The organism is Stenotrophomonas sp. Ste86, assembly GCF_024519465.1.
Taxonomy (GTDB): Bacteria; Pseudomonadota; Gammaproteobacteria; order Xanthomonadales; family Xanthomonadaceae; genus Stenotrophomonas.
Genome location: NZ_JALJRW010000004.1, coordinates 105,812 through 128,119 on the forward strand (window position 1 = coordinate 105,812; position 22,308 = coordinate 128,119).

The window sequence follows — 22,308 nt, forward strand, 5'->3', positions numbered from 1 at the left end:
GCTACGGCCGCTGGACGGCTGCCTTTCGGTGGGAGGTGGAGGAGCCGGCCAGCGGCCGGCACTACCTGTTTGCGCCCATCTGCGATGAGGGGCCGCCGCCACCGGGGTGCGCTGCTCAGGTTCGGGTCTGGCCTTCCCCGCGCACCACGAAACGTTCCACCGTCAGGGCTTCCAGGCCCATCGGGCCGTAGGCGTGCAGGCGGGTGGTGGAAATGCCGATCTCCGCACCCAGGCCGAGTTCGCCGCCGTCGGAGAAGCGCGAGGACGCGTTGACCATTACCACCGCCGAGCGCAGCGCGTGCACGAAGCGTTCGGCGGCGACGGGGTCTTCGGTGACGATCACTTCGGTGTGGTCCGAGCTGTACTGCTGGATATGCGCCAGCGCCTGCTCGAGGTCGTCGACCACGCCTACGGCGATGATCAGGTCCAGGTACTCGGCGGCGTAATCGTCTTCCGTTGCCAGCGCGGCATCGGTCAGCCAATGCCGCGCGCGCGCGTCGGCACGTATCGCCACGCCACGCGCGCGCAGCGCTTCATCGGCCAATGGCAGGAAGGTCGCGGCGATATCGGCGTGCACCAGCAACGTCTCCAGCGAATTGCACGCCGACGGCCGGCTGCACTTGCCGTCCAGCAGCAGCGCCAGTGCACGCTCCACATCGGCCGCACAGTCCACGTACAGATGGCACACGCCCTTGTAGTGCTTGATCACCGGTACGCGCGCATGTTCGGCCACGAAGCGGATCAGGCCTTCGCCGCCGCGTGGGATCGCCAGATCGATCACGTCGCTGAGCTGCAGCAGGGCCAGCATGGTTTCGCGGCGCAGGTCTTCCACCAGGGTCAGGGCGGCATCGGCCACGCCGGCCTCGCGCAGCGCGCGCTTGAGCGCGCTGGCGATCGCGGTGTTGGAATGGATCGCCTCCGAGCCACCGCGCAGGATCACCCCGTTGCCCGCCTTGATGCACAGCGCGGCCGCATCGGCAGTCACGTTCGGGCGCGCCTCGTAGATCATCGCGATCACGCCCAGTGGCACGCGCACCTTCTGCACGCGAATACCGTTGGGGCGTACGTCATCGCGGGTGACCCTGCCAACCGGATCGGGCAGCGCGGCGACCTCGCGCAGCGCGGCGGCGATGCCGGCCAGGCGTTGCGGATTGAGCGCCAGGCGATCGAGCATCGCAGTGCCGATGCCCTTTTCACGCGCCGCCTCGAGATCGCGCGTATTGGCGGCGAGAATTGCACCGGTATCGGCCTCCAGTGCCGCAGCCATCGCCTCCAGCAGCGCCGTCTTGGCAGTGGAGGACAGCTGCGCGAGGTGTTGGGCCGCCTTGCGGCAGGCCAGCGCCTGGGCGCGGATGTCGGAGGGGGAACTGGCGACCATCTCAATGTCCTCTGAAGATGCGGGGTAGAGCCACGCCATGCGTGGCTGCGGGATGTCGAACGGGGCCCGGCTGCGCAGCCACGCATGGCGTGGCTCTACCGTGGATGTTTTTACGCTTTACAGCAGCACCAGATCGTCGCGATGGATCACATTGCCACCGTAGTTGTAGCCGAGCACGCCTTCGATATCGCGCGAATGGCGGCCGGCAATGCGGCGGATGTCACTGGCCGAATACTGGCTCACGCCGCGCGCCAACCGCACCTCGCCACCGGCATCGCGCAGGCGCACTTCGACCATGTCGCCACGACGGAAGTCCCCCTCCGCGCCGCGCACGCCCCCGGGCAGCAACGAGGCGCCCTTGTCGCGCAGCGCGTCGGCGGCGCCGTCGTCAACCAGGATCGCGCCGGGTTCAAGGGGTGCATGCCGCAACCAGTACTTGCGCGCGGCCACGCGGGTCTGCGCGGCGTGGATGCGGGTGCCGAACAGGCGCCCCTGCGCCAGCGCCCGCACCACGTCGCTGTCGCGACCGTTGAACAGGCAGGTGTCGATGCCGACGCGGCCGGCCTTGGCCGCGGCTTCCAGCTTGGTGTGCATGCCGCCGGTGCCGGCCCCGCTGCCGGCGCCGCCGGCCATGGCCAGCACCTCGCCGGTGAGCTCGGGCACGTCGTGGATCGGCCGGGCCTGCGGGTCACGGCGCGGGTCGGCGCTGTACAGGCCATCGATATCGGTGGCGATGAACAGCACGTCGGCATCGATCAACGCCGCCACGGTCGCGGCAAGGTTGTCGTTGTCGCCGAGCTTGAGCTCATCCACCGACACGGTGTCATTCTCATTCACCACCGGCAGCGCGCCGAGGCGCAGCAGTTCATTGAGGGTGGCGCGCGCATTGAGGTAGCGGCGACGGTTGCGCAGGTCGTCGTGGGTGAGCAGCACCTGCGCCACCGGACGCTCGAAGAAGCGCTGCCACAGCCCGATCAACTGCGCCTGGCCCAGCGCGGCCAGCGCCTGGCGGGCAGCCATCGCCGCGCCGGCTTCCAGCGCACGCGGCACGATCGCGCGTCCCGCGGCGACTGCGCCAGAGGAGACGATCACCACCTCGCGCCCGGCCAGTACATTGGCCGACACGAACTGCGCCAGTCCCAGCGCGTGGCGCGGCGACAGACCGCCGCCATCGGCGGCCAGCAGACTGCTGCCCACCTTGAGCACGGCACGCTTCCACTGCGGCACGGCCTGTTCGGGAAACGGCGATTGCACGGTCGGGGTCATCGGTGGGCAGGCCTCAGCGGGTGTTCCATTCGTGGATGCTGGCGGTGGCGCTGCCGCGCACCAGCAGCGGGTCGGTGTCCACCAGCGCCTGCGCGGCGGCCAGATCGGGCACGTCCTGCAGCACGTAGGCACCGCCGCTCTTGTCGCTGAAGCCGCCGGTCAGCAGCAGCTGTCCGCGGGCGCGCAGCTCATCGAGGAAACGAACGTGTTCGGCACCGACATCATCGCTGAAGGCCGGAGTGCGCTTCACCAGGACCAGGTAACAGGTTTTCATGGGGCTTCCTTTTCGCCGGGCAGTGCCCGGCACGTCGATGAAGAAACGGCGACCTCGCGGTCGCCGTCGTGATTACACCAGGGCGGCCCAGCGGGCGCGCAGCTCGTCCAGCCGCAGGTCGGCGGCCGCACCGGGCGACACGCGCGCGGCCAGGCTGCCTTCGGGCGTGCGCCCCTGTCCGGCCGTGTCCGCTGCCGCTGCAGCCGCTTTGTAGGCCTCACGGAACGGCACACCGGCCACGGCCGCTTCCACGGCCACATCGGTGGCGTACATGCCCGAGTCGATCGCTGCACGCAGCTTGTCGCCACGCCATTCCAGGTTGGCCAGCAGCGCCGGCAGCAGTTCCAGCGCGGCCAGGCCGCGGCCGAAGCCGTGGAAGATCGCGCCCTTGCTGCTCTGCAGATCGCGGTGGTACCCGGACGGCAGCGACAGCAGCTGCTCGATCTCGGTGCGCGCGGCGGCCACGCTGGCGTGGGTGGCGCGCATCAGTTCGATCACGTCCGGGTTGCGCTTGTTGGGCATGATCGAACTGCCGGTGGTGTATTGCGCCGGCAGCGCCACGAAACCGAACTCGCCACTGGTGAACAGCGACAGATCCCACGCGATGCGGCGCAGGTCCAGGGTGGCCCCGCCGAGTGCCTCCAGCGCGGCCAGCTCGAATTTGCCGCGCGAAAGCTGCGCATAGATCGGCGAGATCTGCATGCGCGCAAAACCGAGCGCCTCGGTGGTGTGCGCGCGATCCAGCGGCAGGTTCACGCCGTAGCCGGCGGCGGTGCCGAGCGGATTGGCATCGATGAGGTTGAAGGTATCGTGCGCGCGGATGGCGTTGTCGATGAAGGCCTCGGCCCAGCCGGCCCACCACATGCCCGCCGAGGACACCACGGCGCGCTGGATGTGCGTGTAGCCGGGCACCGGCAGGTCTTTCTCGGCCTCGGCACGGTCGAGCGCGACCTTGGCGATCTCGCGGCTCAGGCCGGCCACCTGCTGCAGCTTGTCCTTCAGCCACAGCCGGGTGGCGACCAGGATCTGGTCGTTGCGGCTGCGGCCGGTGTGGATCTTGCGGCCGGCATCGCCGAGGCGCTCGGTCAGGCGGGCTTCGATTGCCGAATGGCAATCCTCGAAGCGCTCGTCCAGCACGAATGCACCGCTGCGGAAATCGGCGGCCAACACGTCCAGCTCGCGCAGCAGGCCATCCAGCTCGTCGCTGGACAGGATGCCGATGTGCTGCAGGCCCTGCGCGTGCGCCTTGCTGGCAGCGACGTCGTACAGGAAGAACGCGCGGTCCAGGATCACATCATCGCCCGCCAGGAAGGTCTGGATCTTGGCGTCCACCGCCACGCCGGGCTTCTGCCACAGAAGGTCTGCCATGTCTTGCTCCGTAGGCGGAATCGCTCCGCCGGGTTGTACGCGCGCACCGTGGTCGGGTGCGCAGCGGAGGGGGTTCAGTGCGGGATCGAGGCCAGTTCGTCCAGGCCCAGCGCCAGGTTGAGGTTCTGCATGGCCTGGGTGGCCGCCCCCTTGAGCAGGTTGTCCAGGGTGGCAACCACTACCACGCGCTTGCCGCCCGGGGCCACGTCGAAACCTCCGATCTGCACGCCGTGGCGGCCGGCGATGCGGCTGACCCACGGAGCTTCGTCGAGCACTTCGATGAGCGCCTCATTGGCGTAGTACGCCTGGTACAGGGCGATCACGTCCTCGCGCTTGACCGTCTCGTTCAACCACAGGTTGACGGTCATGGTGATGCCACGGAAATGCGGCGCCACGTGCGGCATGAACTCGACCGGCACGCGCAGGTGCGCGGTCACTTCGCGTTCGTGCACGTGGTTGGTGAGCGCGTACGGCATCAGGTTGTCGCGCAGCAGTTCGGGGTTGTTCTTGTCCGATGCGGTGGTGCCGGCGCCGGAGTACCCGGACACGCCGAAGCACTGGGGCGGGCCGGCCAGCTGCTTGAGCAGCGGGCTGATCGCCAGCTGCATCGCGGTGGCATAGCAGCCCGGGTTGCTGATGTGCTTCTGGCCCAGGTAATCGCCCCGGGTCAGTTCGGGCAGGCCGTAGTACCAGCTGCCTTCGAAGCGGTGGTCGGCCGACAGGTCGACGATCACAGTGTCCGGCCTGGCCGCATCGAGCGCGGTGACGAACGGTGCGGACAGGCCATTGGGCAATGCCAGGATCACCGCGTCCACGCCCTTGGCCGCGACCGCGTCGGCGTCCAGGTTTTCGAACTGCAGGTCGCCCTGCCAGTCGGTGTGGTGGTCGGCCACGCGCTGGCCCGCAAGCTCACGCGAGGATACAAAGCCCAGCGTCAGGTTCGGGTGCGCGGCGATCAGCTTGATCAGCTCGGCGCCGGTGTGGCCGCGGGCGCCGACGATGCCGACGGAGAAGGTCGTGGTGCTCATGCGTGTGCGTCCAGGCGGTGCTGCAGGTGGCGCTTAACGCCCTGCCATTCCGCGTCGATGATGGAGAAGATGACAGTGTCGCGCGGGGTGCCATCGGGGTGGCGCTTGTGGTTGCGCAGCACGCCGTCCTGCTTTGCGCCCAACCGCGCGATCGCCGTGCGCGAGGCGACATTGAACCAGCTGGTCTCGAACACCACGCTCAGGCAGTTCAGCCGCTCGAAGGCATGGGTGAGCAGCATCAGCTTGGTTTCGGTGTTGACGCCGGTGCGCTGGGCGGCCTCGCCATACCAGGTGTAGCCGATGCTCAGCCTGGGCACGTCCTCTTCCATCCCGTAGTAACGGGTGGTGCCGACCACTTCATCGGCAGCGTTGAGGACCGCGAACGGCAATACCTTGCCCTCGGCCTGCGCCTGCAGCGCAGCCTGCACGTAGGCGGTCATGGTTTTGGCGCTCGGCACCTGGGTGTACCAGAGCCGGGACAGCGCACCGTCGCCCAGCGCGCCGCGCAGACCGTCGATGTGCGCCATCTGCAGCGGCTCCAGCCGGGCGTGCGTGCCGGCCAGTGTGGGCACCTTGGTCCAATCGGCGTGATTCATGGGGTTCAGCCCTCCAGGCTCGGGGTGCGGGTTGCGCAGTGTTCAACGTAGGTGCGGATCCGCTCGAAACCATCGGCGCCGAACCAGAACACCTTCCAGGTGCCCTGCTTGTAGCACCCGTCGGATTCGGCGTAGTAGAAGTGGTTGATCGGGTTGCCGTTGCGCGAACGCCAGAACAGCTGCGGGGTTTCATCCAGCATGACATTCCACACCGCCCGGCCAAGGCCTTCGCCCTGCGCGTCATCGAGCACCGCGAACTTGTCCAGGTACACACCTTCGGCTTCGTCGGTGAGGATCACGGCGGCGCGGTAGTTCTCGCTGACGTAGGCGCGCAGCAGTTTGGTGCGGTCGAAGTAGTCGGGCACCAGGGTACGCCCGAAGCTGGATTCGATCAGCTGCTTCAGCCGCGGCAGGTCAAGTTCGCTCCACGCGGTGGCGCGCAGCACCTTCTCGCCCTTGCGCACCAGCGTGCCCGAGCCCTTGTGGGTGAACAGTTCCTTGGCCAGATCCGCCGGGCGGGTGATCGACACCGACGACTCCAGCGGCAGGCGATCGAGCAGGTCCTTGATCTGTTCGATCTTGACCCGCATGCCGCCGTGGATCCACGGCTGCTGCATGAGCTGGTCGTACTCGGTGGACAGGTTGATCGAGTCGATCACCTTGCCTTCTTCGTCGAGCAGGCCGCCGGTACCGGTGAGGAAGATGATCTTGTACGGCTGCAGTTCCTGCACCAGCTCGTTGGCGGCGAAGTCGGCGTTGACGTTGAGGATCTGCCCGCAGCGGGTTTCGCCAAGGCTGGTGATCACCGGGATGGAGCCGGCACGCAGGCTGGCTTCGATCGGCGCCAGGTTGACCTTCTTCACTTCACCGACCAGGCCGTAGGTGGCCTGGTCCAGGTACTCGGCCTCGAACACGCCGCCGGTGATGGAGGTGGCGCGCGCGCCGTTCTGCTGCAGCGCTTCGACCAGCTGCAGGTTGGACGCCTGGAACACCCGGCGCACGATCGCCAGGCCTTCCGGCGAGGTCACGCGCAGGCCGTTGACGGTTTGCTTGACGATGCCCGCCGCCGACAGCTCGGCGTCCAGCTGCGGACCGGCACCGTGCAGCACGATCGGGGTCAGCCCCACTTCCTGCAGGAATGACAGCGACGAGGTCAGCGCATCCAGATCATCGCGCAGCACCGCGCCGCCGACCTTGACCACGGCGAAGCGCTTGGCATCCAGCTGCGAAAAACGCTTGAGGTACTGGCTGATCTCCTTCGCGCTGGCCATGCTGGAGAGCAGGCGCACGATGGTTTGACGGGTCTGGCGGTGGGGCTGGGAAGAAGGCATTTCGGTATCGTCACAGGCGGCCGGGGCCGCGATGGGGGAACCGTCAGTGGCAGGCCACGACGGGATCATGGCGTCAGGCGCCTTGGGCGATGATGCGGTGCACCGACGCGGCGTAACGCTGCAGCTGTTCCAGCGTCACGAACTCATCGGCGGTGTGGGCCTGGGCGATGTCGCCCGGGCCGTACACCAGCGTGGTGTAGCCCCCGGCGGAGAACAAGGAGGCTTCGGTCCAGAAGTCCACCGCGTTGCCGATCGGGATTTCCAGTGCATCGGCCACGTCACGCGCGGCCAGGCGGCGGTTCTCGGCCTCGGCGATGTCACCGGCCGGGAAGCTCGGGCCACGGAAGGTCTCGGTGAACACCGCGGCCTCCGGCTCGGCAAACCCGGCGAAGGTGGCCAGCAGCGCGTCGATGTCCATCGACGGCAGCGGACGGAAACCGAACCGCACCTCGGCCGCCGGCGCGATCATGTTGGCCTTGATCCCGCCTTCCACGCGCCCGATGTTGAAGCGCAGGCCGGTCAGCCCGCCAAAGCGCGCATGCGCCAGCGATTGCACATGGTCCAGCGCGCGGTTGCCCCAGCGCATCGCCTGGTGCAGCGCACTGGCGGCCGCATCCTGCTTGCCCGACGCATGCCCGGCCCGGCCCTTGAACTGCATCAGCACCGAGCTGATGCCACGGTGCGCGAGCACCGCTTCGCTCATGGTCGGCTCGGCCACCAGCACCGCCTCATACGGAATGCCGCGCGCCAGGAACGCAGCGATGCAGCGCGGATCGTTGGCTTCCTCGTCGCTGGAGAACAGGAACGCGGCATCGCCCTCGCTGGCATTGGCAGCGGCCACCAATGCAGCGGCGGCCCCCTTGATGTCGCACACGCCCAGGCCGATCACCCGGTCTTCCGCGCGCCGCATCACGTGCGGGTCGGCGCTCCAATGCGGCGAGTCCGGCACGGTATCCAGGTGCACGTTGAACAGGTACTTCGGCGTCCCGCGCACGGCATACAGACTGACCGCACCGTCGCCATGGTCGATCACCTCCACGTTGAACCCGGGCAGGTGGGCGCGCAGGTAATCGAAGATGCCGCCGGTGGTGATCGCACGCGGCGGATTGCGCGTGTCGAAGGACACGAGCTGCTGCAGGTGATCGAGTGTCTGTTCAAGCATGTGCGTAGAAATCCATCAGTGGGGGGGGTAGTGCCGGCCGCTGGCCGGCTCTGCAATGATCCGGCCGTTCCAGGAGCCGGCCAGCGGCCGGCACTACCCCTCCATCGGCTTTGCGGGGCGCCGGCCAGCGGCCGGCACCCCGGTGAATCGGCTTAGCGGTTTACCTGCGCGTACAAGGTCGAGCTCATGCCGAACAGCTTGATGAAGCCTTCCGCCTCTTCCACGCCCCAATCGGCCGACTGCGCATAGGTGGCGCCCTTGGTGTTGAGCAGGTGCGGCGACTTCACCGCCACCGCATCGACGCGCCCGCCACGGGTTTCCAGCACCACTTCGCCGTTGACCTTGGTCTGCGAGGACTTCAGGAACGCCTCGATGTCGGTCTTGAGCGGGTCGTGGTAGAAGCCTTCGTACACCAGCTCCACCCACTTGCGCGCCACGTCCGGCTTGAAGCGGTTCTGCTGCTTGGTCAGCACCGCGTCTTCCAGCGCGCGGTGCGCGGCCAGCAACGAGACCAGGCCCGGGGCTTCGAACACGATGCGGCCCTTCAGGCCGATCACGGTGTCGCCGGTGTACACGCCACGGCCGACGCCGTACGGGGCGAACAGCTTGTTGAGCTTGGCCAGGATCTGCTCACCCGGCAGTGCCTTGCCGTCCAGCTCGACCGCCTCGCCTTCGACGAACTTCAGCTTCACGGTCAGCGGCTCGATCGGCCACGCGCTGCGCGGCGCGCACCAGCCACGGGCACCTTCGCCCGGCGCTTCCCAACGGTCGATCTCGCCACCGGACATGGTCAGGCCCAGCAGGTTCTCGTTGATGGTGTAGGCCTGCTGCTTGGCGCGCACGCCGAAGCCGCGCTCTTCCAGGTACTTCTGCTCGTAGGCGCGGGTCTGGGTGTGTTCCTTCTGGATCTCGCGGATCGGCGCGACGATCTGGTAGTCGCCCAGTGCCTTCACGGCCAGGTCGAAGCGGACCTGGTCGTTGCCCATGCCGGTGCAGCCGTGGGCGATGATGTTGGTGCCCAGTTCGGCGGCGCGCTTGAGCGCGGCGTCCACGATCAGGTAACGGTCGGACACCAGCAGCGGGTACTGGCCCTGGTAGCCTTCGCCGGCCCACACGAACGGCTTGACGAAGCCGTTCCAGATCGCCGGGCCACCGTCGACGGTGACGTGGCTGGTGACGCCCAGCTCGGCGGCGCGCTTCTCGATGAAATCGCGCTCGTCGTCATCGACGCCGCCGGTATCGGCGAACACGGTGTGCACGTTGTAGCCGCGCTCCTGCAGGTAGGGCACGCAGAAGCTGGTGTCGAGTCCGCCGGAGAAAGCCAGGACGATGTCTTTATTGCTCATGGGGGTCAGGGTCCAATTGGGGGATGAGGATTCGGTAGAGCCGACCGTTGGTCGGCTGGAATGTTCGGTGCGCCGATCGGCTGAAATCTTGCGTTGATCGGCTGAATTGTTCGATGCGCCGGTTGGGTAGAGCCGACCGTTGGTCGGCTGCAATGTTCGATACCCGTTGATGGCGTTAGCGGCCGATCAGCGCCGACATGATCGCCTTCTGCACATGCAGGCGGTTCTCGGCTTCGTCGATGGCGATGCACTGCGCCGAGTCCATCACCCCGTCGGTGGCCTTCACGTTGCGGCGCAGCGGCAGGCAGTGGCTGAAGACACCGTTGTTGGTCAGGGCCATCTTGGCTTCGTCGACGATGAAGTGCCTGTACTGGTCGCGGATCGGCTTTTCCGGTTCCCAGTTGCCGAAGAACGGCAGCGCGCCCCAGCTCTTGGCGTACACCACGTCGGCACCGGCGTAGGCGCTGGCGATGTCATGGCTGACCTGCAGCGAACCGCCGCTCTCGGCCACGTTCTGCTCGGCCCAGCCCATGTAGCGCTCGTCCAGGATGTAGTCCGGGGTCGGGCACAGCAGGGTCACGTCCATGCCCATGCGGGTGGCGATGGTCAGCGCCGAGTTGGCCACGGCGGTGTTGAGCGGCTTGGGGTGGTAGGTCCAGGTCAGCACGTACTTCTTGCCGCGCAGGTCCTGGGTGCCGAAGTGTTCCTGCAGCGCCATCACGTGGGCCAGTTCCTGGCACGGGTGGGTGATGGTTTCCATATTGATGACCGGCACCGGCGAGTACTTGGCAAAGCTCCTGAGCACTTCGTCCTCGCGATCCTTGGTCCAGTCGATGAACTTCGGGAACGCACGCACGCCGATCAGGTCGACGTAGCGGCCCAGCACCCGCGCCACCTCGGCGATGTGCTCTTCGGTGTCCCCGTCCATTACCGAGCCCAGGTTGAACTCGATGGGCCATGCATCCTTGCCCGGCTGCAGCACGATCGCGTGGCCGCCCAGCTGGAAGGCCCCCAGCTCGAAGCTGGTGCGGGTGCGCATGGACGGATTGAAGAACACCAGGGCAATCGACTTGCCCTTGAGCTCGTTACCCAGCTTGTTGCGCTTGAACAGCGCGGCCTGGGTCAGCAGGGCATCCAGGTCGGTGCGGCTCCAATCCTGGGTGTTCAGGAAGTGCTTCAGGGACATCGATCGATCCTTTGCGGCTGGTTTTCCACCGTTGCCGGGGGAGGTTGGGGGCGCCGGGGCGCGGTCAGGGCTCAAACAAACGTATACAGATGAAACTTTTCAGATCGTAGAAACGAAAAAACCCAGCGCGGGGGCTGGGTTTTCCGAACAGACAGCACGAAGCTCCGGTTACCCAGCGAAAATGTGGGGTTCCGGTCGGCGGGCACGCGACGTCATGCCCGTAGCCATACGGGCGGCGCTGGTGTCGTGTTGGAAGTCGGTGAGTTTCATGGCCGCCAATCTTTGCATGCGCACGGGGTGGGTGCAAGACCTGAAGGGAACATTCAGGCGACAGACCTCACGGATTGGCGGCGCTGCCCTGCTCGGCGCCCATCCACGGAGTGATCGAGACCCGGATCTTGAGCCGGTTGCCCGGATCTTCGGGCAGTCGCGAGCGGTACTTGGTGCCCTTGTAGACGTAGTCCACATCATAGGCGATGGGCCGGCGGAACTCGCGGCCGACCGGAATGATCCGGCATTCACGGGTCAGCAGCGGGCCGTTGTTGGCCGCCGGGGCCGGCGCCTCGGCGACCGGCGTCTCTTCCTCGCTCCCGTCTTCACGGCGGAAGATCGAGCGCACCGAGTCCATGAAACGGCCGAAGCGGCCCTTGTCTTCCTGCGGCTCCTCGCCGGTCACGTTGACCGGCGCCAGCGTGCGCGTGGACACCGGCTCGCAGTGCTCTTCGGTGCGGGTCGCGCGCAGGGTCTGGAACACCGGCTCCACGTTGAGCACCTGTGCGTAGTCGAACTTGACGTTCTCCACGATCACCACCCGGTTACGGACCTCACCGTCCTGGGCGCACGCCCCGAAGGCGGCACCTCCGAGCAGGCAGGCCAGCGTCAGCAACGAAGCGGATTTCATTGGCAACAGGTAAGAGGACAAGGTGGCTAGTTTAGGGAGTGCCAGGCACAAGGGGCTGAACATTACCCTTCCGCGACGATTCTGCCCATAGGCCGTTGCCCTGGCGGACAGCCAGGACCCCCGGCGCTGAACGCGGATGTGATCTAAAATCGTGGGCTTGCCCCCTTCCCTCCCCGCCACCGACCCCCATGACCCTGCGCCTGCACAACAACCTGACACGCCAGCTCGAACCGTTCACCCCGCTCGATGCGACCTGTCCGACCCTGTATGTCTGCGGCCCCACGGTCTACAACTATGTGCACATCGGCAATGCCCGTGGCCCGGTGGTGTTCGGGGTGCTGGCCGACCTGCTGCGGCGCCGCTTTGGCGGCCTGCGCTATGCGCGCAACATCACCGACGTGGACGACAAGATCAACACCGCCGCGCGTGAACAGAACGTGCCGATCAGCGCCATCACCGACCGTTTCGCCGCCGCCTACCGTGAAGACATGGGCGCGTTGGGCGTGGTTCCCCCGGATATCGAGCCGGAAGCCACCGCGCACATACCGCAGATCGTGACGATGATCGAGCAGCTGATCGCCGCCGGCCACGCCTACGCCGCCGAAGGCCACGTGCTGTTCTCGGTCAGCTCCTACGCCGACTACGGCAAGCTCTCGCGCCGGGACCCGGACGAAATGCTGGCCGGCGCACGCGTGGACGTGGCCCCCTACAAGCGCGAGCCGGGCGACTTCGTGCTGTGGAAGCCGTCCAGCGACGACCTGCCCGGCTGGGCATCGCCGTGGGGCCGTGGCCGCCCCGGCTGGCACATCGAGTGCTCGGCAATGGCCGCCGCGCACCTGGGTGAAACCATCGACATCCATGCCGGCGGCGTGGACTTGCAGTTCCCGCACCACGAAAACGAGATCGCGCAGAGTGAGTGCGCCCATGGCGGGCGGATCTTCGCGCGGTTCTGGCTGCACAACGGCATGCTCAACTTCGGCGGTGCGAAGATGAGCAAGTCGATCGGCAACATCGAGCGCGTGCACGACCTGGTCCGCAAGCACGCCCCCGAAGCGCTGCGCTATGCGCTGCTGTCGGCCCACTACCGGCAGCCGCTGGACTGGTCCGATGCGCTGATCGAGCAGTCCGTACGCACGCTGGACCGTCTGTACGGCACCCTGCGCGACCTGGCCGCCGTGCAGGCGGCGGCGGTGATCCCGGCCGAGATCGAGGCAGCGCTGGACGATGACCTCAACACCCCGCAGGCGCTGGCCGAACTGGCCCGCATCGCCGGCGAGGCCCGCAAGGCCGCCCCGGGCGAGCAGGCGCAGTGGAAGACCGCGTTGCTCGGCGCCGGCTTGGCGCTGGGCCTGCTGCAGCAGGATCCGGCCGCGTGGTTCGGCAATGCCCCCGGCGATGCCGACGACGACGCGCGCATCCAGGGCCTGATCGACGCTCGCAGCGCAGCCAAGCAGGCGCGCGACTTTGCCCGGGCCGATGCCCTGCGCGACCAGCTCGCCGCCGAGGGCATCGTGCTGGAAGACACCGCCCAGGGCGTGCGCTGGGCACGCAAGCGCTGATGCCTCGCCCGGCCAAGGGCCGGGCGCTGCCACGACACGGACCCGGCCATGGACGACCGGGCGCTTCCTTCGAACCATCACGGCCAGCCCACGGAAGGCGCACACCGGCCCGGAGCCCCCCATGACCATCGCATCCCCGTTCCCGCTTGAAGCCACCGCTGCCGAGGCACAGGCCGCCATCGCCGAGGAGTTCGCCTTCTTCGGCGACTGGTCCGAGCGTTACCAGTACCTGATCGACCTGGGCCGCAAGCTGCCGACCTTCCCGGAAGAGTGGAAGACCGAACAGCACCGTCTGCTCGGCTGCCAGTCGATGGTCTGGATCGTGCCGGAAGGCAATGCGCAGACCCTGCGCTTCCACGCCATCAGCGACTCGGCGATCGTCTCCGGGCTGATCTACCTGGCGCTGCGCGTGTACTCGGGGCGCTCGGCGGCCGAGATCCTGGCCACCGAACCGACCTACATCCAGGACATCGGGCTGTCGCGCCATCTGTCGCCAACGCGCAGCAACGGCGTGGCGGCCATGCTCGCCTTCATCCGCGAGACCGCGCAGTCCCAGCACGCGCAGTCGTGAGTACCGACGCCCCTGCCGAGACACCGGAGCGCGCGCTCACGCTGCTGGCGCGGCCCGGCTTCGCATTGCTGCTGGCGTATCGCATCTGCGCGATGCTGTCCTACCAGATCGTGGCGGTCACGGTCGGCTGGCACATCTACGAAGTAACCCGCAATCCGTTCTCGCTGGGCCTGGTCGGCCTGGCCGAGGTGCTGCCGTTCTTCTGCGTGGCCCCGTTCGCCGGCTACCTGGTGGACCACCTGCCGCGCCGCCGGCTGGGCATGGTGGCGGCCAGCGGGCTGGTACTCACCGCCGTGGTGCTCACCGCGGTCGCGCAGGGCTGGTTGCCGTTCCACGGGGTGTGGCCGATCTACGCGGCGATCGCGATGACCGGCATGGTCCGCGCGTTCCTGTCGCCGATCTACAACGCGCTGTTCGCCCGGGTACTCGAACGCCCGCAGTACGCGCGCGGCGCGGGCCTGGGCGCGGTGGTGTTCCAGGCCGGCATGGTGGCCGGCCCGGCGCTGGGCGGCCTGCTGGTGGCCACCGGCGGCAAGGGCGTGGCCTACGGGGTGGCGGTGGCGGTGGCGCTGATCGCGGTGGGCTGCCTGGCGGTGCTGCGGGTGTCCGAGCCGGTGCACGCCGGCCCGGCCGCGCCGATCTTCAAGAGCATCGCCGAGGGCGGTCGCTTCGTGCTGGGTAACCGGATCATGGTCGGGGCGATGGCACTGGACATGTTTTCGGTGCTGCTGGGCGGGGTGGTGGCGATGCTGCCGGCGTTCCTGCATGAAATCCTGCACCACGGCCCGGAAGGGCTGGGCATCCTGCGCGCGGCACCGGCACTGGGGTCGGTCTGCGTGGGGCTGTGGCTGGCCCGTCGTCCGCTGCAGCGCAATGCCGGGCGGGTGCTGCTGTGCGCGGTGGCCGGGTTCGGCCTGTGCGTGATCGGCTTCGGCCTGTCGCACAGTTTCTGGCTGTCGGCGCTGATCCTGCTGTTCTACGGGGCGTTCGACGGGGTGTCGGTAGTGATCCGCTCGACGATCCTGCAGTTGGCCACACCCGAAGCGATGCGCGGCCGGGTGTCCTCGATCAACGGGATCTTCATCAGTTCGTCCAACGAACTGGGCGCGTTCTACGCCGGTACGATGGCCAAGCTGCTCGGGCTGGTCCCTGCGGTGGTCCTGGGCGGTTTCGCGGTGCTGAGCGTGGCCGGCGTCACCGCCTGGAAGAACCCCACCCTGCGCAACTTGAACCTGCGCGATTTGCAGTAGCTACTGATCGCTCGGCATGCCGTTGACTGTGCGCTGAAAAGACGCTCTGCCAAGTGCAGAAACGGAGAGCAAAGGCGGCGAGTGCTTACCTGCACTGATTGGCGCGGGTACGGGTAGGTTGGCGGGACACGCCGTAAATCCATCCCTGGAGGCTCGCGTGCGCCATCCATGGCGCCCAACGGTCCCACCAACCTACCCGTACCCGCCCCGGACAGTTCTTCGGTGGCCATGGCAAGGCAGAGCGCGATGAGCCAGCGCACGTGCGGCGCTCTTTCGTTGCGCACCAGCACACGGTCAAGGGCGGGTACGGGTGGGCTGGCGGGACCGTCGTGCGCCATGGATGGCGCACGCGAGCTTACAAGGACGTACTTGCAGCGTGTCCCGCCAGCCCATCCGTACCCGCCCAAGCCAGCACAGGCGCACACCCAGAGCAGTTGACCTGGCTGTGTCGTTGACCTGACCGCGTGACTTGTTGACCTGAGCGCATGACTTGAAGAAAAAACCAAAAAAAAACCCGGCCGAAGCCGGGTTTCTCTGTGCATCCATCAACAACCAGGCAATCAGTCGCCCTGCTGCTTCTGCAGGTGCTCCCAACGCTCCTGGGCGTCGATGGTGCGTTCGGCGGTCAGACGGGCTTCCAGACGATCCAGGCCGATTTCCTCGCCCGTATCGACACAGTAGCCGTAGTCACCGTCTTCCAGGCGCTTGAGCGTGCTGTTGATCTTGCCGATCAGCTTGCGGTAACGATCGCGGGTACGCAGTTCCAGCGAGTTCTCGGTCTCGCGGGTGGCGCGCTCGGCTTCATCGCCGATATCACGCACTTCTTCCTGCAGGTTCGCGATGGTCTGCTTGGATTCCTCGACCAGATCATTGCGCCAGTGCTGCAGGCGCTGGCGGAAATACTCCAGCTGCAGCGGGCTCATGTATTCCTCTTCCGCACTCGGCTTGTAGCCGTCGGGCAGGATCGGACGACCAGTGGCTTCGTCAGTCTTGTATTCCACCACCTTGACCTTGGTGCGCGGAGCCGGAGCAGACGAGCGCGCTGCCACGGCAACGGCGACCTTGCCGACCGGACGCGACACAGGCTTGGGGGCGGACTCGGACTTGACGGGGGTTTTTGCAGGCGATTTCGAAACGGGCACGGGATTCTTGTTTTGCGGGGCTTTCGAGGCGGGGGCTGCCGCTACCGGCGCCGGCGCGGACGCCGGAGGGGTAACAGGCTTGGCCGCGGACTTGGCCGGGACAGACTTGGCCGGTGCCGGCGATGCCGGCTTCGGTGCGGACTTCACTACGGGTGCTGCAGCCGGCTTGGACGCCGACCTGGTTGCCACGGGCTTGCTGGCAGTCTTGCTCGCCTTCACCGGCGCGGGCGACGGCTGTTTGGCCGCAACCTTCTTCACCGGGGTCGGCTTGGGAGCCGGCTTGGACACAGCCGGCGCCGCGGATTTCTTCGCGACGGTCTTGCCGACCGCGGCCTTCTTCACCGGCGCCTTGGCGACCGGCTTGGACGGCGCAGCCTTCTTGGCCACCGCTTTCTTTACTACCGGCTTGGTGGCAGCCGCCTTCTTCACCGGGGTCTTGGCGACCACCGGCTTCTTGGCGACGGCTTTCTTCGCCGGCGTGGCCGGTGCCTTGGCCGTGGATTTCTTTACGGGTGCCGTCCTGGCCGCCGGTTGTTTGGATGCAGGCTTGCCAGCCGGCTTGGGGGCCGGTTTTTTGGCAACGGACTTGGCCGCCAACTTCTTAGCAACAGGCTTGGCGGTTTTCTTGGCGGCCTTGACGGCCTTCTTTGCAGTTTTTTTAGCAGCCACGAAACGCTCTTCCTTGGTTTCCCCGGGGCCCGGGAAAGCGGGCCTTTATAGCCTACCCGACCAGCAGCAGCAACCACACCGCCTACTCCGTTCAGCCCCGGAGTCACAAGGGGTGCGGCCGATCCGCCCATCGAGCGGACCGACCTGCGCCGTTCGGCACCTGACCCGGCCAGCAGCCGGGGCGGCCCGCCACGCGCGTGGACGCGGAGGGGAGCCAACGCCCCATCCTGCGACAAATGCGGCCTTCATGCCAACTGCTCTAAGATTGGCGGGTGATCTCACGCCTGCTCATCGCCCTGCTGCGCTTCTACAAGCGCTTCATCAGCCCGTTGCTGGGGCCGCGTTGCCGCTTCATGCCCAGCTGTTCTGAATACGCCATGCAGGCCATCGCCACGCATGGGCCCGCGCGCGGGAGCTGGCTGGCCGCGCGCCGGCTGGGCCGTTGCCATCCCTTCCATCCCGGTGGCATCGACGAGGTGCCGCCGCGCGCCACGGACGACGCCGCCTGCCGCTGCACAGGAAAACACTGAAATGTCCTCCACGCTCATCGTCAACGCCCGCCTGGTCAACGAAGGTCGCATCAGCGACGGCGACCTGCGCATCGAAAACGGCCGCATCGCGCAGATCGGCGCCGGCCTGGAGGCCCGCCCGGGTGAAACCGTCGTAGATGCCGCCGGCCGCTGGCTGCTGCCGGGCATGATCGACGACCAGGTGCACTTCCGCGAGCCGGGCCTGACCCACAAGGGCGACATCGCCACCGAATCGGCTGCGGCCGTGGCCGGCGGCCTGACCAGCTTCATGGACATGCCCAACACCAATCCGCCGACGCTCAGCGCCGACATCCTGCAGGCCAAATACGACGCCGCCGCCGGCCGCGCACGCGCCAACTACGGCTTCTACATGGGCGCCAGCAACGACAACCTGGCCCACATCCAGTCGCTGGACCCCAAGACCGCACCGGGCATCAAGGTGTTCATGGGTGCCTCCACCGGCAACATGCTGGTGGACAACCCGGACACCCTCGACGCGATCTTCCGCGACGCGCCGACCCCGATCATCACGCATTGCGAAGACACGCCGATGATCGATGCCAAGGCCAAGGAGTACGCCGAGAAGTATGGCGATGCGCTCAGCGCCGAACAGCACCCGGACATCCGCTCGCGCGAGGCCTGCCTGAAGTCCTCCGAGCTGGCCGTCTCGCTGGCCAAAAAGCACGGCACCCGCCTGCACGTGCTGCACATCTCCACCGCCGACGAACTGAAACTGTTCGAGCGCGGCCCGCTGATCCGCGCTGATGGCAGCCGCAAGCAGATCACCGCCGAGACCTGCATCCACTTCCTTCGCTTTGACCGCAGCGATTACGCGCGGCTGGGCAACCTGATCAAGTGCAACCCGGCCATCAAGGAAGCCAGCGATCGCGAGGCCCTCACCCGCGCCGTGGCCGAGGACGTGATCGACGTGCTGGCCACCGACCACGCCCCGCACACCTGGGAAGAGAAGCAGAAGCCCTACCCGCAGGCACCGTCCGGCCTGCCGCTGGTGCAGTACGCGCTGGTCGCCGCGCTGGAGCTGGTCCACGAAGGCAAGCTGGACATCACCCAGGTGGTGCAGAAGTTCGCGCACGCTCCGGCGCAGCTGTTCGATGTGAGCCAGCGCGGCTACCTGCGCGAAGGCTACTTCGCCGACCTGGTGCTGGTGGAAGACGTGCCGTTTACGGTCAAGCGCGAAGATGTGCTGTCCAAGTGCGGCTGGTCTCCGTTTGAAGGCATGACCTTCCGCTCGCGCATCGCCTCGACCTGGGTCAACGGCGAACTGGCCTGGGACGGGACGCAGCTGGTCGGTGCACCCAATGGTCAGCGCATGAGCTTCGACCGCTGATGCGTGCACGGGTCTTGAGTGTCGGCCTGCTCCTGGCAGGCGGTGTGGTGGCGGGCGGCATGCTGCCCTCGCCCGCCTGGGCGCAGGCGGACGGTCGCGTCGTATTTCCCGCCAGTGCGTCGCAGGGCGCGATGGTGATCGGCAAGGTGCCGGCCGGCAGCGTGGTCCAGTACGCCGGACGCAGCCTGCGGGTGAGTGGCTATGGCAGCGTGGTGTTCGGGATCGGGCGCGACGAGAAAGGGCCGCTGCAGCTCCAGGTACAGCGCCCCGACGGCGGCAGCGAGACGGTCAGCATCGCGGTGACCGCGCGCGACTGGCCGACCGAGCGGGTCAACGGCGTGCCGCCCAAGACCGTCAACCCGCCGCCAGCAATTGCCGAACGGATCAAGCGCGAGCAGGCCCAGGTCACCGCCGCGCGTGCGCGCGACGACGACCGCACCGACTTCGCCCAGGCCTTCATCTGGCCGGTGCAGGGCCGCATCAGCGGCCGTTTCGGCAATGCGCGCGTCTACAACGGCCAGCCCGGCGCGGGTCACTCGGGCATGGACATCGCCGTGCCGACCGGCACCCCGGTGAAGGCACCGGCCGCCGGCGTGGTCACCTTCGCCGGCCCGGACCTGTACCTGACCGGCGGCACCTTGCTGCTGGACCATGGTTTCGGGATCAGCTCGAACTTCCTGCACCTGTCGCGCATCGACGTGAAGGTCGGCGACCGCGTCGAACAGGGCCAGGTCATCGCCGCCGTCGGCGCCACCGGGCGTGCGACCGGGCCGCACCTGCACTGGGGCATGAACTGGTTCGACACGCGGATCGATCCACTACTGGTGCTTGAACGCGGCAAGTGATGGATGCATGCGGAAGGGACTGGCGCGCGCGGCAAGCGAGGTGCGCGCGGCTGGTTCGGCGCGCCGTGGGCAGGGTCGGTTCCCGAACGACCGCCGAGGGCGGTGCACCATCCAGTTACGCATGATCACTGACGAAAGCGCTGCTCCGGCAGCCGTCATGCGTCCCAGTGTCGATCAACACGGCCGGCGGTCGTTCGGGAACCGCCCCTACCGGTGCGCGCCTGCCGGTGCCGACGCACGCAGGCGGTGAATGCCTCCCAAGGCCGCCACACAGAGGCGGTGCCTCCTGTTGCCGCCACATCTGCAGGGTGGCGCCAGATCAGCCCCGACCGGCCCACCAGGTGCGCAGCAACGTGCGCATCGGCGTTACCTTGAGCTCGCGGCCCTGCGCGCTGGCCTGCAGCCGCGTGCGTGCCAGGGAGGCATACATGCGACGTACGCGCGGACCGGCGACACGCGCCGGCCATTGGGCCAGCAGCTGCCGCGCCCACTGCTGGGCGGCGGTGTCGCCGTCGACGTCCAGCAGCGAGCGCGGTACCGCCGCCACGCCCGCGTCCTGCAGCCGCTGCGCCAACGTCTGTACCAGCACCGGAGCGGCCACGTCGCCACGCGCCGGGGTGTCGAACATCACCGCTTCCACCGCCGCCACTGCCGCTGCGTAGGGCTGCAGCGCACGCCGCGCCTGCGCCGGCTCCAGCGCGGCTGCGCGCGCATCGATCAAGTCCGGCAGGGTGTCGGCCAGCGCCGTCCACGGCGCAGGCACCGGCTCCAGCAGCCGCCCCAGCGGATGCCGCGAGCGCTGCGCGGCCCAGCTGCGCAGTTCTTCGCCCCACCACGCCAGCTTGGCGTCGGACGGGGTCGGGTCGCCGTTGGTGTTGAGGATGTCGTCGAACTCCTGCAGCAGCGTGAACCATGCCACGGCCAGGCTGCGCTGCGCCTCGGGCACGAACGGTTCGGCCACCGACCATTCCGGCCAGCGGGTCCGCCACTTGTCCAGGAAACTGTCGAGGGCGCTGGAAGTTGTCACGGGAAATCCTTGGAAGTGATGTGCCGACCAACCGTCGGCGGCTACCGGGGTGTGCACCGGCCGATTGCCGGTGCATGCCTGGGTTGCGTTGCGCCTCGGCCCACGGCCGATGCCTGGCGGGCGATCAGGCGCGTGCCACCGGCCAGGCGCCAGCCCGCTGCAGCTGCGCGGGCTGTTCGATCATGCACTCCGCGCCCCACGCCAGCGGGTCGTCGGCATCGAGCCGGTAACCCCACAGCGCGGCCACCGAGGCCATGCCGGCGGCATTGGCAGCGACGATGTCGCGTTCGTCATCGCCCACGTAGATGCAGGTGGCCGGGTCGATCTGCAGGCGCTCGGCTGCGGCCAGCAGGGGCAGCGGATGCGGCTTGCGCTGGGCCAGGGTATCGCCCCCGATCAGCACCTTGCAGCGACTTTCCCAGCCCAGCTGCGGCACGATCAGACGGGCCAGGTATTCCGGCTTGTTGGTGACGATGCCCCACACGCAGCCGGCAGCATCCAGCGCATCGAGCATGCCTGCCACGCCGTCGAACAGCGTCGCGTACTGGCCGATCAGGCCTTCATAGCGCTCCAGGAACTCCGGCACCAGCGCATCGCGCTCGATCTGCCCCAGTTCCGGGAAGGCCACCGACACCATCGCTCGCGAGCCCTTGGAGACCACCGGACGCAGTGCGTCCAGGGTGGTCGGCGGGCGCTCGCGCGCGGCCAGCATCGCGTTGGCCGTGGCCAGCATGTCCGGCGCGCTGTCGAGCAGCGTGCCGTCCAGGTCGAACAACACCGCCTGCGGGAAACCAGACTCAGACACGGGCGGCATCGTCCGGCTTGACCGCATGGGCCAGGTAATTGATGTCGGTGCGCGAACTCAGGCGCGCGCGGTTGCGCCACGGTTCGTAGGCCATGCCGCTGACGTCGCGCAGGTTGAAATCGGACGCGCGCAGCCACTTGCCCAGCTCGGCCGGCTTGATGAAATCCTGGTAGTGGTGCGTGCCCTTGGGCAACAGCCGCGCGACGTACTCGGCGCCGACGATGGCTACCGCGAAGGCGGCCGGGGTGCGGTTGACCGTGGACAGGAACAGTTGGCCACCGGGCTTGAGCAGACGGTGGCAGGCGGCGATGATCGCGCCCGGGTCGGGCACGTGCTCGAGCATTTCCATGCAGGTGACCACGTCGAAACTGCCCGGCTGTTCGGCGGCCAGGTCCTCGGCGGCCTGCACGCGATAATCCACCTGCACGCCCGATTCCAGGCTGTGCAGCCGCGCCACCTTGACCAGTTCCGGGGCCAGGTCGATCGCGGTGACATCAGCGCCCTCCTTGGCCAACGCTTCGCTGAGCAGGCCGCCACCGCAGCCGATGTCGAGCACGCGCGCACCGCGCAGCGTGACGCGGCTGGCGACGTACTGCAGGCGCACCGGATTGAGCGCGTGCAACGGCTTCTGCGGGCCGTCGACGTCCCACCAGCGGTTGGCGAGGGCGGCGAACTTGTCCAGTTCGGCCTGGTCGAAATTGGTGGAAGCGTGCGGGGTAGTCATGG

The 22,308-nt window shown here is 67.7% G+C and carries 21 protein-coding genes; 6 read left to right on the plus strand and 15 right to left on the minus strand.

The window, feature by feature from the left end:
- Positions 1–115 precede the first annotated feature (115 nt).
- The 11 genes from NR101_RS05720 to NR101_RS05770 all read right to left on the minus strand — a co-directional run bounded on the left by NR101_RS05720 (position 116) and on the right by NR101_RS05770 (position 11,836).
- Entirely contained in the window at positions 116–1,417 is a 1,302-nt protein-coding gene (locus NR101_RS05720) for a glutamate-5-semialdehyde dehydrogenase (RefSeq protein WP_256775622.1), read from the minus strand.
- Positions 1,418–1,495: 78 nt separating this feature from the next.
- Positions 1,496–2,644, minus strand: a complete 1,149-nt coding sequence (gene proB, locus NR101_RS05725) for a glutamate 5-kinase (RefSeq protein ID WP_256775623.1) — start codon at positions 2,642–2,644, stop codon at positions 1,496–1,498.
- Between the two features lie 13 nt (positions 2,645–2,657).
- Positions 2,658–2,918, minus strand: a complete 261-nt coding sequence (locus NR101_RS05730; protein WP_256775624.1) for a YciI family protein — start codon at positions 2,916–2,918, stop codon at positions 2,658–2,660.
- Between the two features lie 72 nt (positions 2,919–2,990).
- On the minus strand, positions 2,991–4,286 hold the full coding sequence (gene argH / locus NR101_RS05735) for an argininosuccinate lyase (protein ID WP_256775625.1): 1,296 nt from the start codon (positions 4,284–4,286) through the stop codon (positions 2,991–2,993).
- Between the two features lie 74 nt (positions 4,287–4,360).
- Positions 4,361–5,314 carry an N-acetyl-gamma-glutamyl-phosphate reductase gene (gene argC, locus NR101_RS05740; protein WP_256775626.1) on the minus strand — a complete coding sequence of 318 codons (954 nt, stop codon included), beginning with the start codon at positions 5,312–5,314 and terminating at the stop codon, positions 4,361–4,363.
- Positions 5,311–5,910, minus strand: coding sequence for a GNAT family N-acetyltransferase (locus tag NR101_RS05745; RefSeq protein WP_256775627.1), 600 nt, complete (start codon positions 5,908–5,910; stop codon positions 5,311–5,313). The genes argC and NR101_RS05745 overlap by 4 nt, the downstream gene beginning before the upstream one ends.
- A 5-nt stretch (positions 5,911–5,915) precedes the next feature.
- The gene (locus NR101_RS05750) at positions 5,916–7,241 is read right to left on the minus strand and encodes an acetylglutamate kinase (protein WP_256775628.1); all 1,326 of its coding nucleotides are present in this window, start codon (positions 7,239–7,241) and stop codon (positions 5,916–5,918) included.
- Between the two features lie 73 nt (positions 7,242–7,314).
- Complete coding sequence (locus NR101_RS05755) at positions 7,315–8,403, minus strand: acetylornithine deacetylase (RefSeq protein ID WP_256775629.1); 1,089 nt, start codon at positions 8,401–8,403, stop codon at positions 7,315–7,317.
- 152 nt (positions 8,404–8,555) lie between these two features.
- Positions 8,556–9,749 carry an argininosuccinate synthase gene (locus tag NR101_RS05760; protein WP_256775630.1) on the minus strand — a complete coding sequence of 398 codons (1,194 nt, stop codon included), beginning with the start codon at positions 9,747–9,749 and terminating at the stop codon, positions 8,556–8,558.
- Positions 9,750–9,924: 175 nt separating this feature from the next.
- Complete coding sequence (locus NR101_RS05765) at positions 9,925–10,935, minus strand: N-acetylornithine carbamoyltransferase (protein WP_256775631.1); 1,011 nt, start codon at positions 10,933–10,935, stop codon at positions 9,925–9,927.
- A 337-nt stretch (positions 10,936–11,272) separates the two neighbouring features.
- Positions 11,273–11,836, minus strand: coding sequence for a hypothetical protein (locus NR101_RS05770; protein ID WP_256775632.1), 564 nt, complete (start codon positions 11,834–11,836; stop codon positions 11,273–11,275).
- 188 nt (positions 11,837–12,024) lie between these two features.
- On the opposite strand from NR101_RS05770, the gene cysS reads away from it, so the two are divergent.
- The 3 genes from cysS (at position 12,025) to NR101_RS05785 (ending at position 15,216) form a co-directional block, all read left to right on the plus strand.
- Entirely contained in the window at positions 12,025–13,395 is a 1,371-nt protein-coding gene (gene cysS, locus NR101_RS05775; protein ID WP_256775633.1) for a cysteine--tRNA ligase, read from the plus strand.
- A gap of 121 nt (positions 13,396–13,516) precedes the next feature.
- On the plus strand, positions 13,517–13,966 hold the full coding sequence (locus NR101_RS05780) for a SufE family protein (RefSeq protein WP_256775634.1): 450 nt from the start codon (positions 13,517–13,519) through the stop codon (positions 13,964–13,966).
- Positions 13,963–15,216, plus strand: a complete 1,254-nt coding sequence (locus NR101_RS05785) for an MFS transporter (RefSeq protein WP_256775635.1) — start codon at positions 13,963–13,965, stop codon at positions 15,214–15,216. Before NR101_RS05780 ends, NR101_RS05785 begins: the two co-directional genes overlap by 4 nt.
- Before the next feature lie 560 nt (positions 15,217–15,776).
- Here NR101_RS05785 and dksA read toward each other — a convergent pair.
- Positions 15,777–17,027, minus strand: a complete 1,251-nt coding sequence (gene dksA / locus NR101_RS05790) for an RNA polymerase-binding protein DksA (protein ID WP_256774728.1) — start codon at positions 17,025–17,027, stop codon at positions 15,777–15,779.
- Positions 17,028–17,299: 272 nt separating this feature from the next.
- On the opposite strand from dksA, the gene yidD reads away from it, so the two are divergent.
- The 3 genes from yidD to NR101_RS05805 are packed head-to-tail and all read left to right on the plus strand — an operon-like array spanning position 17,300 to position 19,750.
- Positions 17,300–17,557 (plus strand): membrane protein insertion efficiency factor YidD, encoded by a 258-nt coding sequence (gene yidD / locus NR101_RS05795; protein ID WP_256774727.1) that lies wholly within the window; start codon positions 17,300–17,302, stop codon positions 17,555–17,557.
- A 1-nt stretch (position 17,558) separates the two neighbouring features.
- On the plus strand, positions 17,559–18,905 hold the full coding sequence (locus NR101_RS05800; RefSeq protein WP_256774726.1) for a dihydroorotase: 1,347 nt from the start codon (positions 17,559–17,561) through the stop codon (positions 18,903–18,905).
- Positions 18,905–19,750 carry a M23 family metallopeptidase gene (locus tag NR101_RS05805; RefSeq protein WP_256774725.1) on the plus strand — a complete coding sequence of 282 codons (846 nt, stop codon included), beginning with the start codon at positions 18,905–18,907 and terminating at the stop codon, positions 19,748–19,750. Before NR101_RS05800 ends, NR101_RS05805 begins: the two co-directional genes overlap by 1 nt.
- Before the next feature lie 319 nt (positions 19,751–20,069).
- Here NR101_RS05805 and NR101_RS05810 read toward each other — a convergent pair whose 3' ends face one another.
- From NR101_RS05810 to ubiG, 3 genes are all read right to left on the minus strand, one after another.
- On the minus strand, positions 20,070–20,777 hold the full coding sequence (locus NR101_RS05810; RefSeq protein WP_256774724.1) for a squalene/phytoene synthase family protein: 708 nt from the start codon (positions 20,775–20,777) through the stop codon (positions 20,070–20,072).
- A 124-nt stretch (positions 20,778–20,901) separates the two neighbouring features.
- Positions 20,902–21,591, minus strand: coding sequence for a phosphoglycolate phosphatase (locus NR101_RS05815; RefSeq protein WP_256774723.1), 690 nt, complete (start codon positions 21,589–21,591; stop codon positions 20,902–20,904).
- Positions 21,575–22,306: a bifunctional 2-polyprenyl-6-hydroxyphenol methylase/3-demethylubiquinol 3-O-methyltransferase UbiG gene (gene ubiG, locus NR101_RS05820; protein WP_256774722.1), complete on the minus strand. Its 732-nt coding sequence runs from the start codon at positions 22,304–22,306 to the stop codon at positions 21,575–21,577. The genes NR101_RS05815 and ubiG overlap by 17 nt, the downstream gene beginning before the upstream one ends.
- Positions 22,307–22,308: the final 2 nt, after the last annotated feature.

What these genes read in the sequence shown, in the direction of transcription:
- NR101_RS05720 (WP_256775622.1), bottom strand. Translation starts at nt 1,417, where the DNA reads ATGGCGTGGCTCTACCCCGCATCTTCAGAGGACATTGAGATGGTCGCC.
- proB (WP_256775623.1), bottom strand. Translation starts at nt 2,644, where the DNA reads ATGACCCCGACCGTGCAATCGCCGTTTCCCGAACAGGCCGTGCCGCAG.
- NR101_RS05730 (WP_256775624.1), bottom strand. Translation starts at nt 2,918, where the DNA reads ATGAAAACCTGTTACCTGGTCCTGGTGAAGCGCACTCCGGCCTTCAGC.
- argH (WP_256775625.1), bottom strand. Translation starts at nt 4,286, where the DNA reads ATGGCAGACCTTCTGTGGCAGAAGCCCGGCGTGGCGGTGGACGCCAAG.
- argC (WP_256775626.1), bottom strand. Translation starts at nt 5,314, where the DNA reads ATGAGCACCACGACCTTCTCCGTCGGCATCGTCGGCGCCCGCGGCCAC.
- NR101_RS05745 (WP_256775627.1), bottom strand. Translation starts at nt 5,910, where the DNA reads ATGAATCACGCCGATTGGACCAAGGTGCCCACACTGGCCGGCACGCAC.
- NR101_RS05750 (WP_256775628.1), bottom strand. Translation starts at nt 7,241, where the DNA reads ATGCCTTCTTCCCAGCCCCACCGCCAGACCCGTCAAACCATCGTGCGC.
- NR101_RS05755 (WP_256775629.1), bottom strand. Translation starts at nt 8,403, where the DNA reads ATGCTTGAACAGACACTCGATCACCTGCAGCAGCTCGTGTCCTTCGAC.
- NR101_RS05760 (WP_256775630.1), bottom strand. Translation starts at nt 9,749, where the DNA reads ATGAGCAATAAAGACATCGTCCTGGCTTTCTCCGGCGGACTCGACACC.
- NR101_RS05765 (WP_256775631.1), bottom strand. Translation starts at nt 10,935, where the DNA reads ATGTCCCTGAAGCACTTCCTGAACACCCAGGATTGGAGCCGCACCGAC.
- NR101_RS05770 (WP_256775632.1), bottom strand. Translation starts at nt 11,836, where the DNA reads ATGAAATCCGCTTCGTTGCTGACGCTGGCCTGCCTGCTCGGAGGTGCC.
- cysS (WP_256775633.1), top strand. Translation starts at nt 12,025, where the DNA reads ATGACCCTGCGCCTGCACAACAACCTGACACGCCAGCTCGAACCGTTC.
- NR101_RS05780 (WP_256775634.1), top strand. Translation starts at nt 13,517, where the DNA reads ATGACCATCGCATCCCCGTTCCCGCTTGAAGCCACCGCTGCCGAGGCA.
- NR101_RS05800 (WP_256774726.1), top strand. Translation starts at nt 17,559, where the DNA reads ATGTCCTCCACGCTCATCGTCAACGCCCGCCTGGTCAACGAAGGTCGC.
- NR101_RS05805 (WP_256774725.1), top strand. Translation starts at nt 18,905, where the DNA reads ATGCGTGCACGGGTCTTGAGTGTCGGCCTGCTCCTGGCAGGCGGTGTG.
- NR101_RS05815 (WP_256774723.1), bottom strand. Translation starts at nt 21,591, where the DNA reads ATGCCGCCCGTGTCTGAGTCTGGTTTCCCGCAGGCGGTGTTGTTCGAC.
- ubiG (WP_256774722.1), bottom strand. Translation starts at nt 22,306, where the DNA reads ATGACTACCCCGCACGCTTCCACCAATTTCGACCAGGCCGAACTGGAC.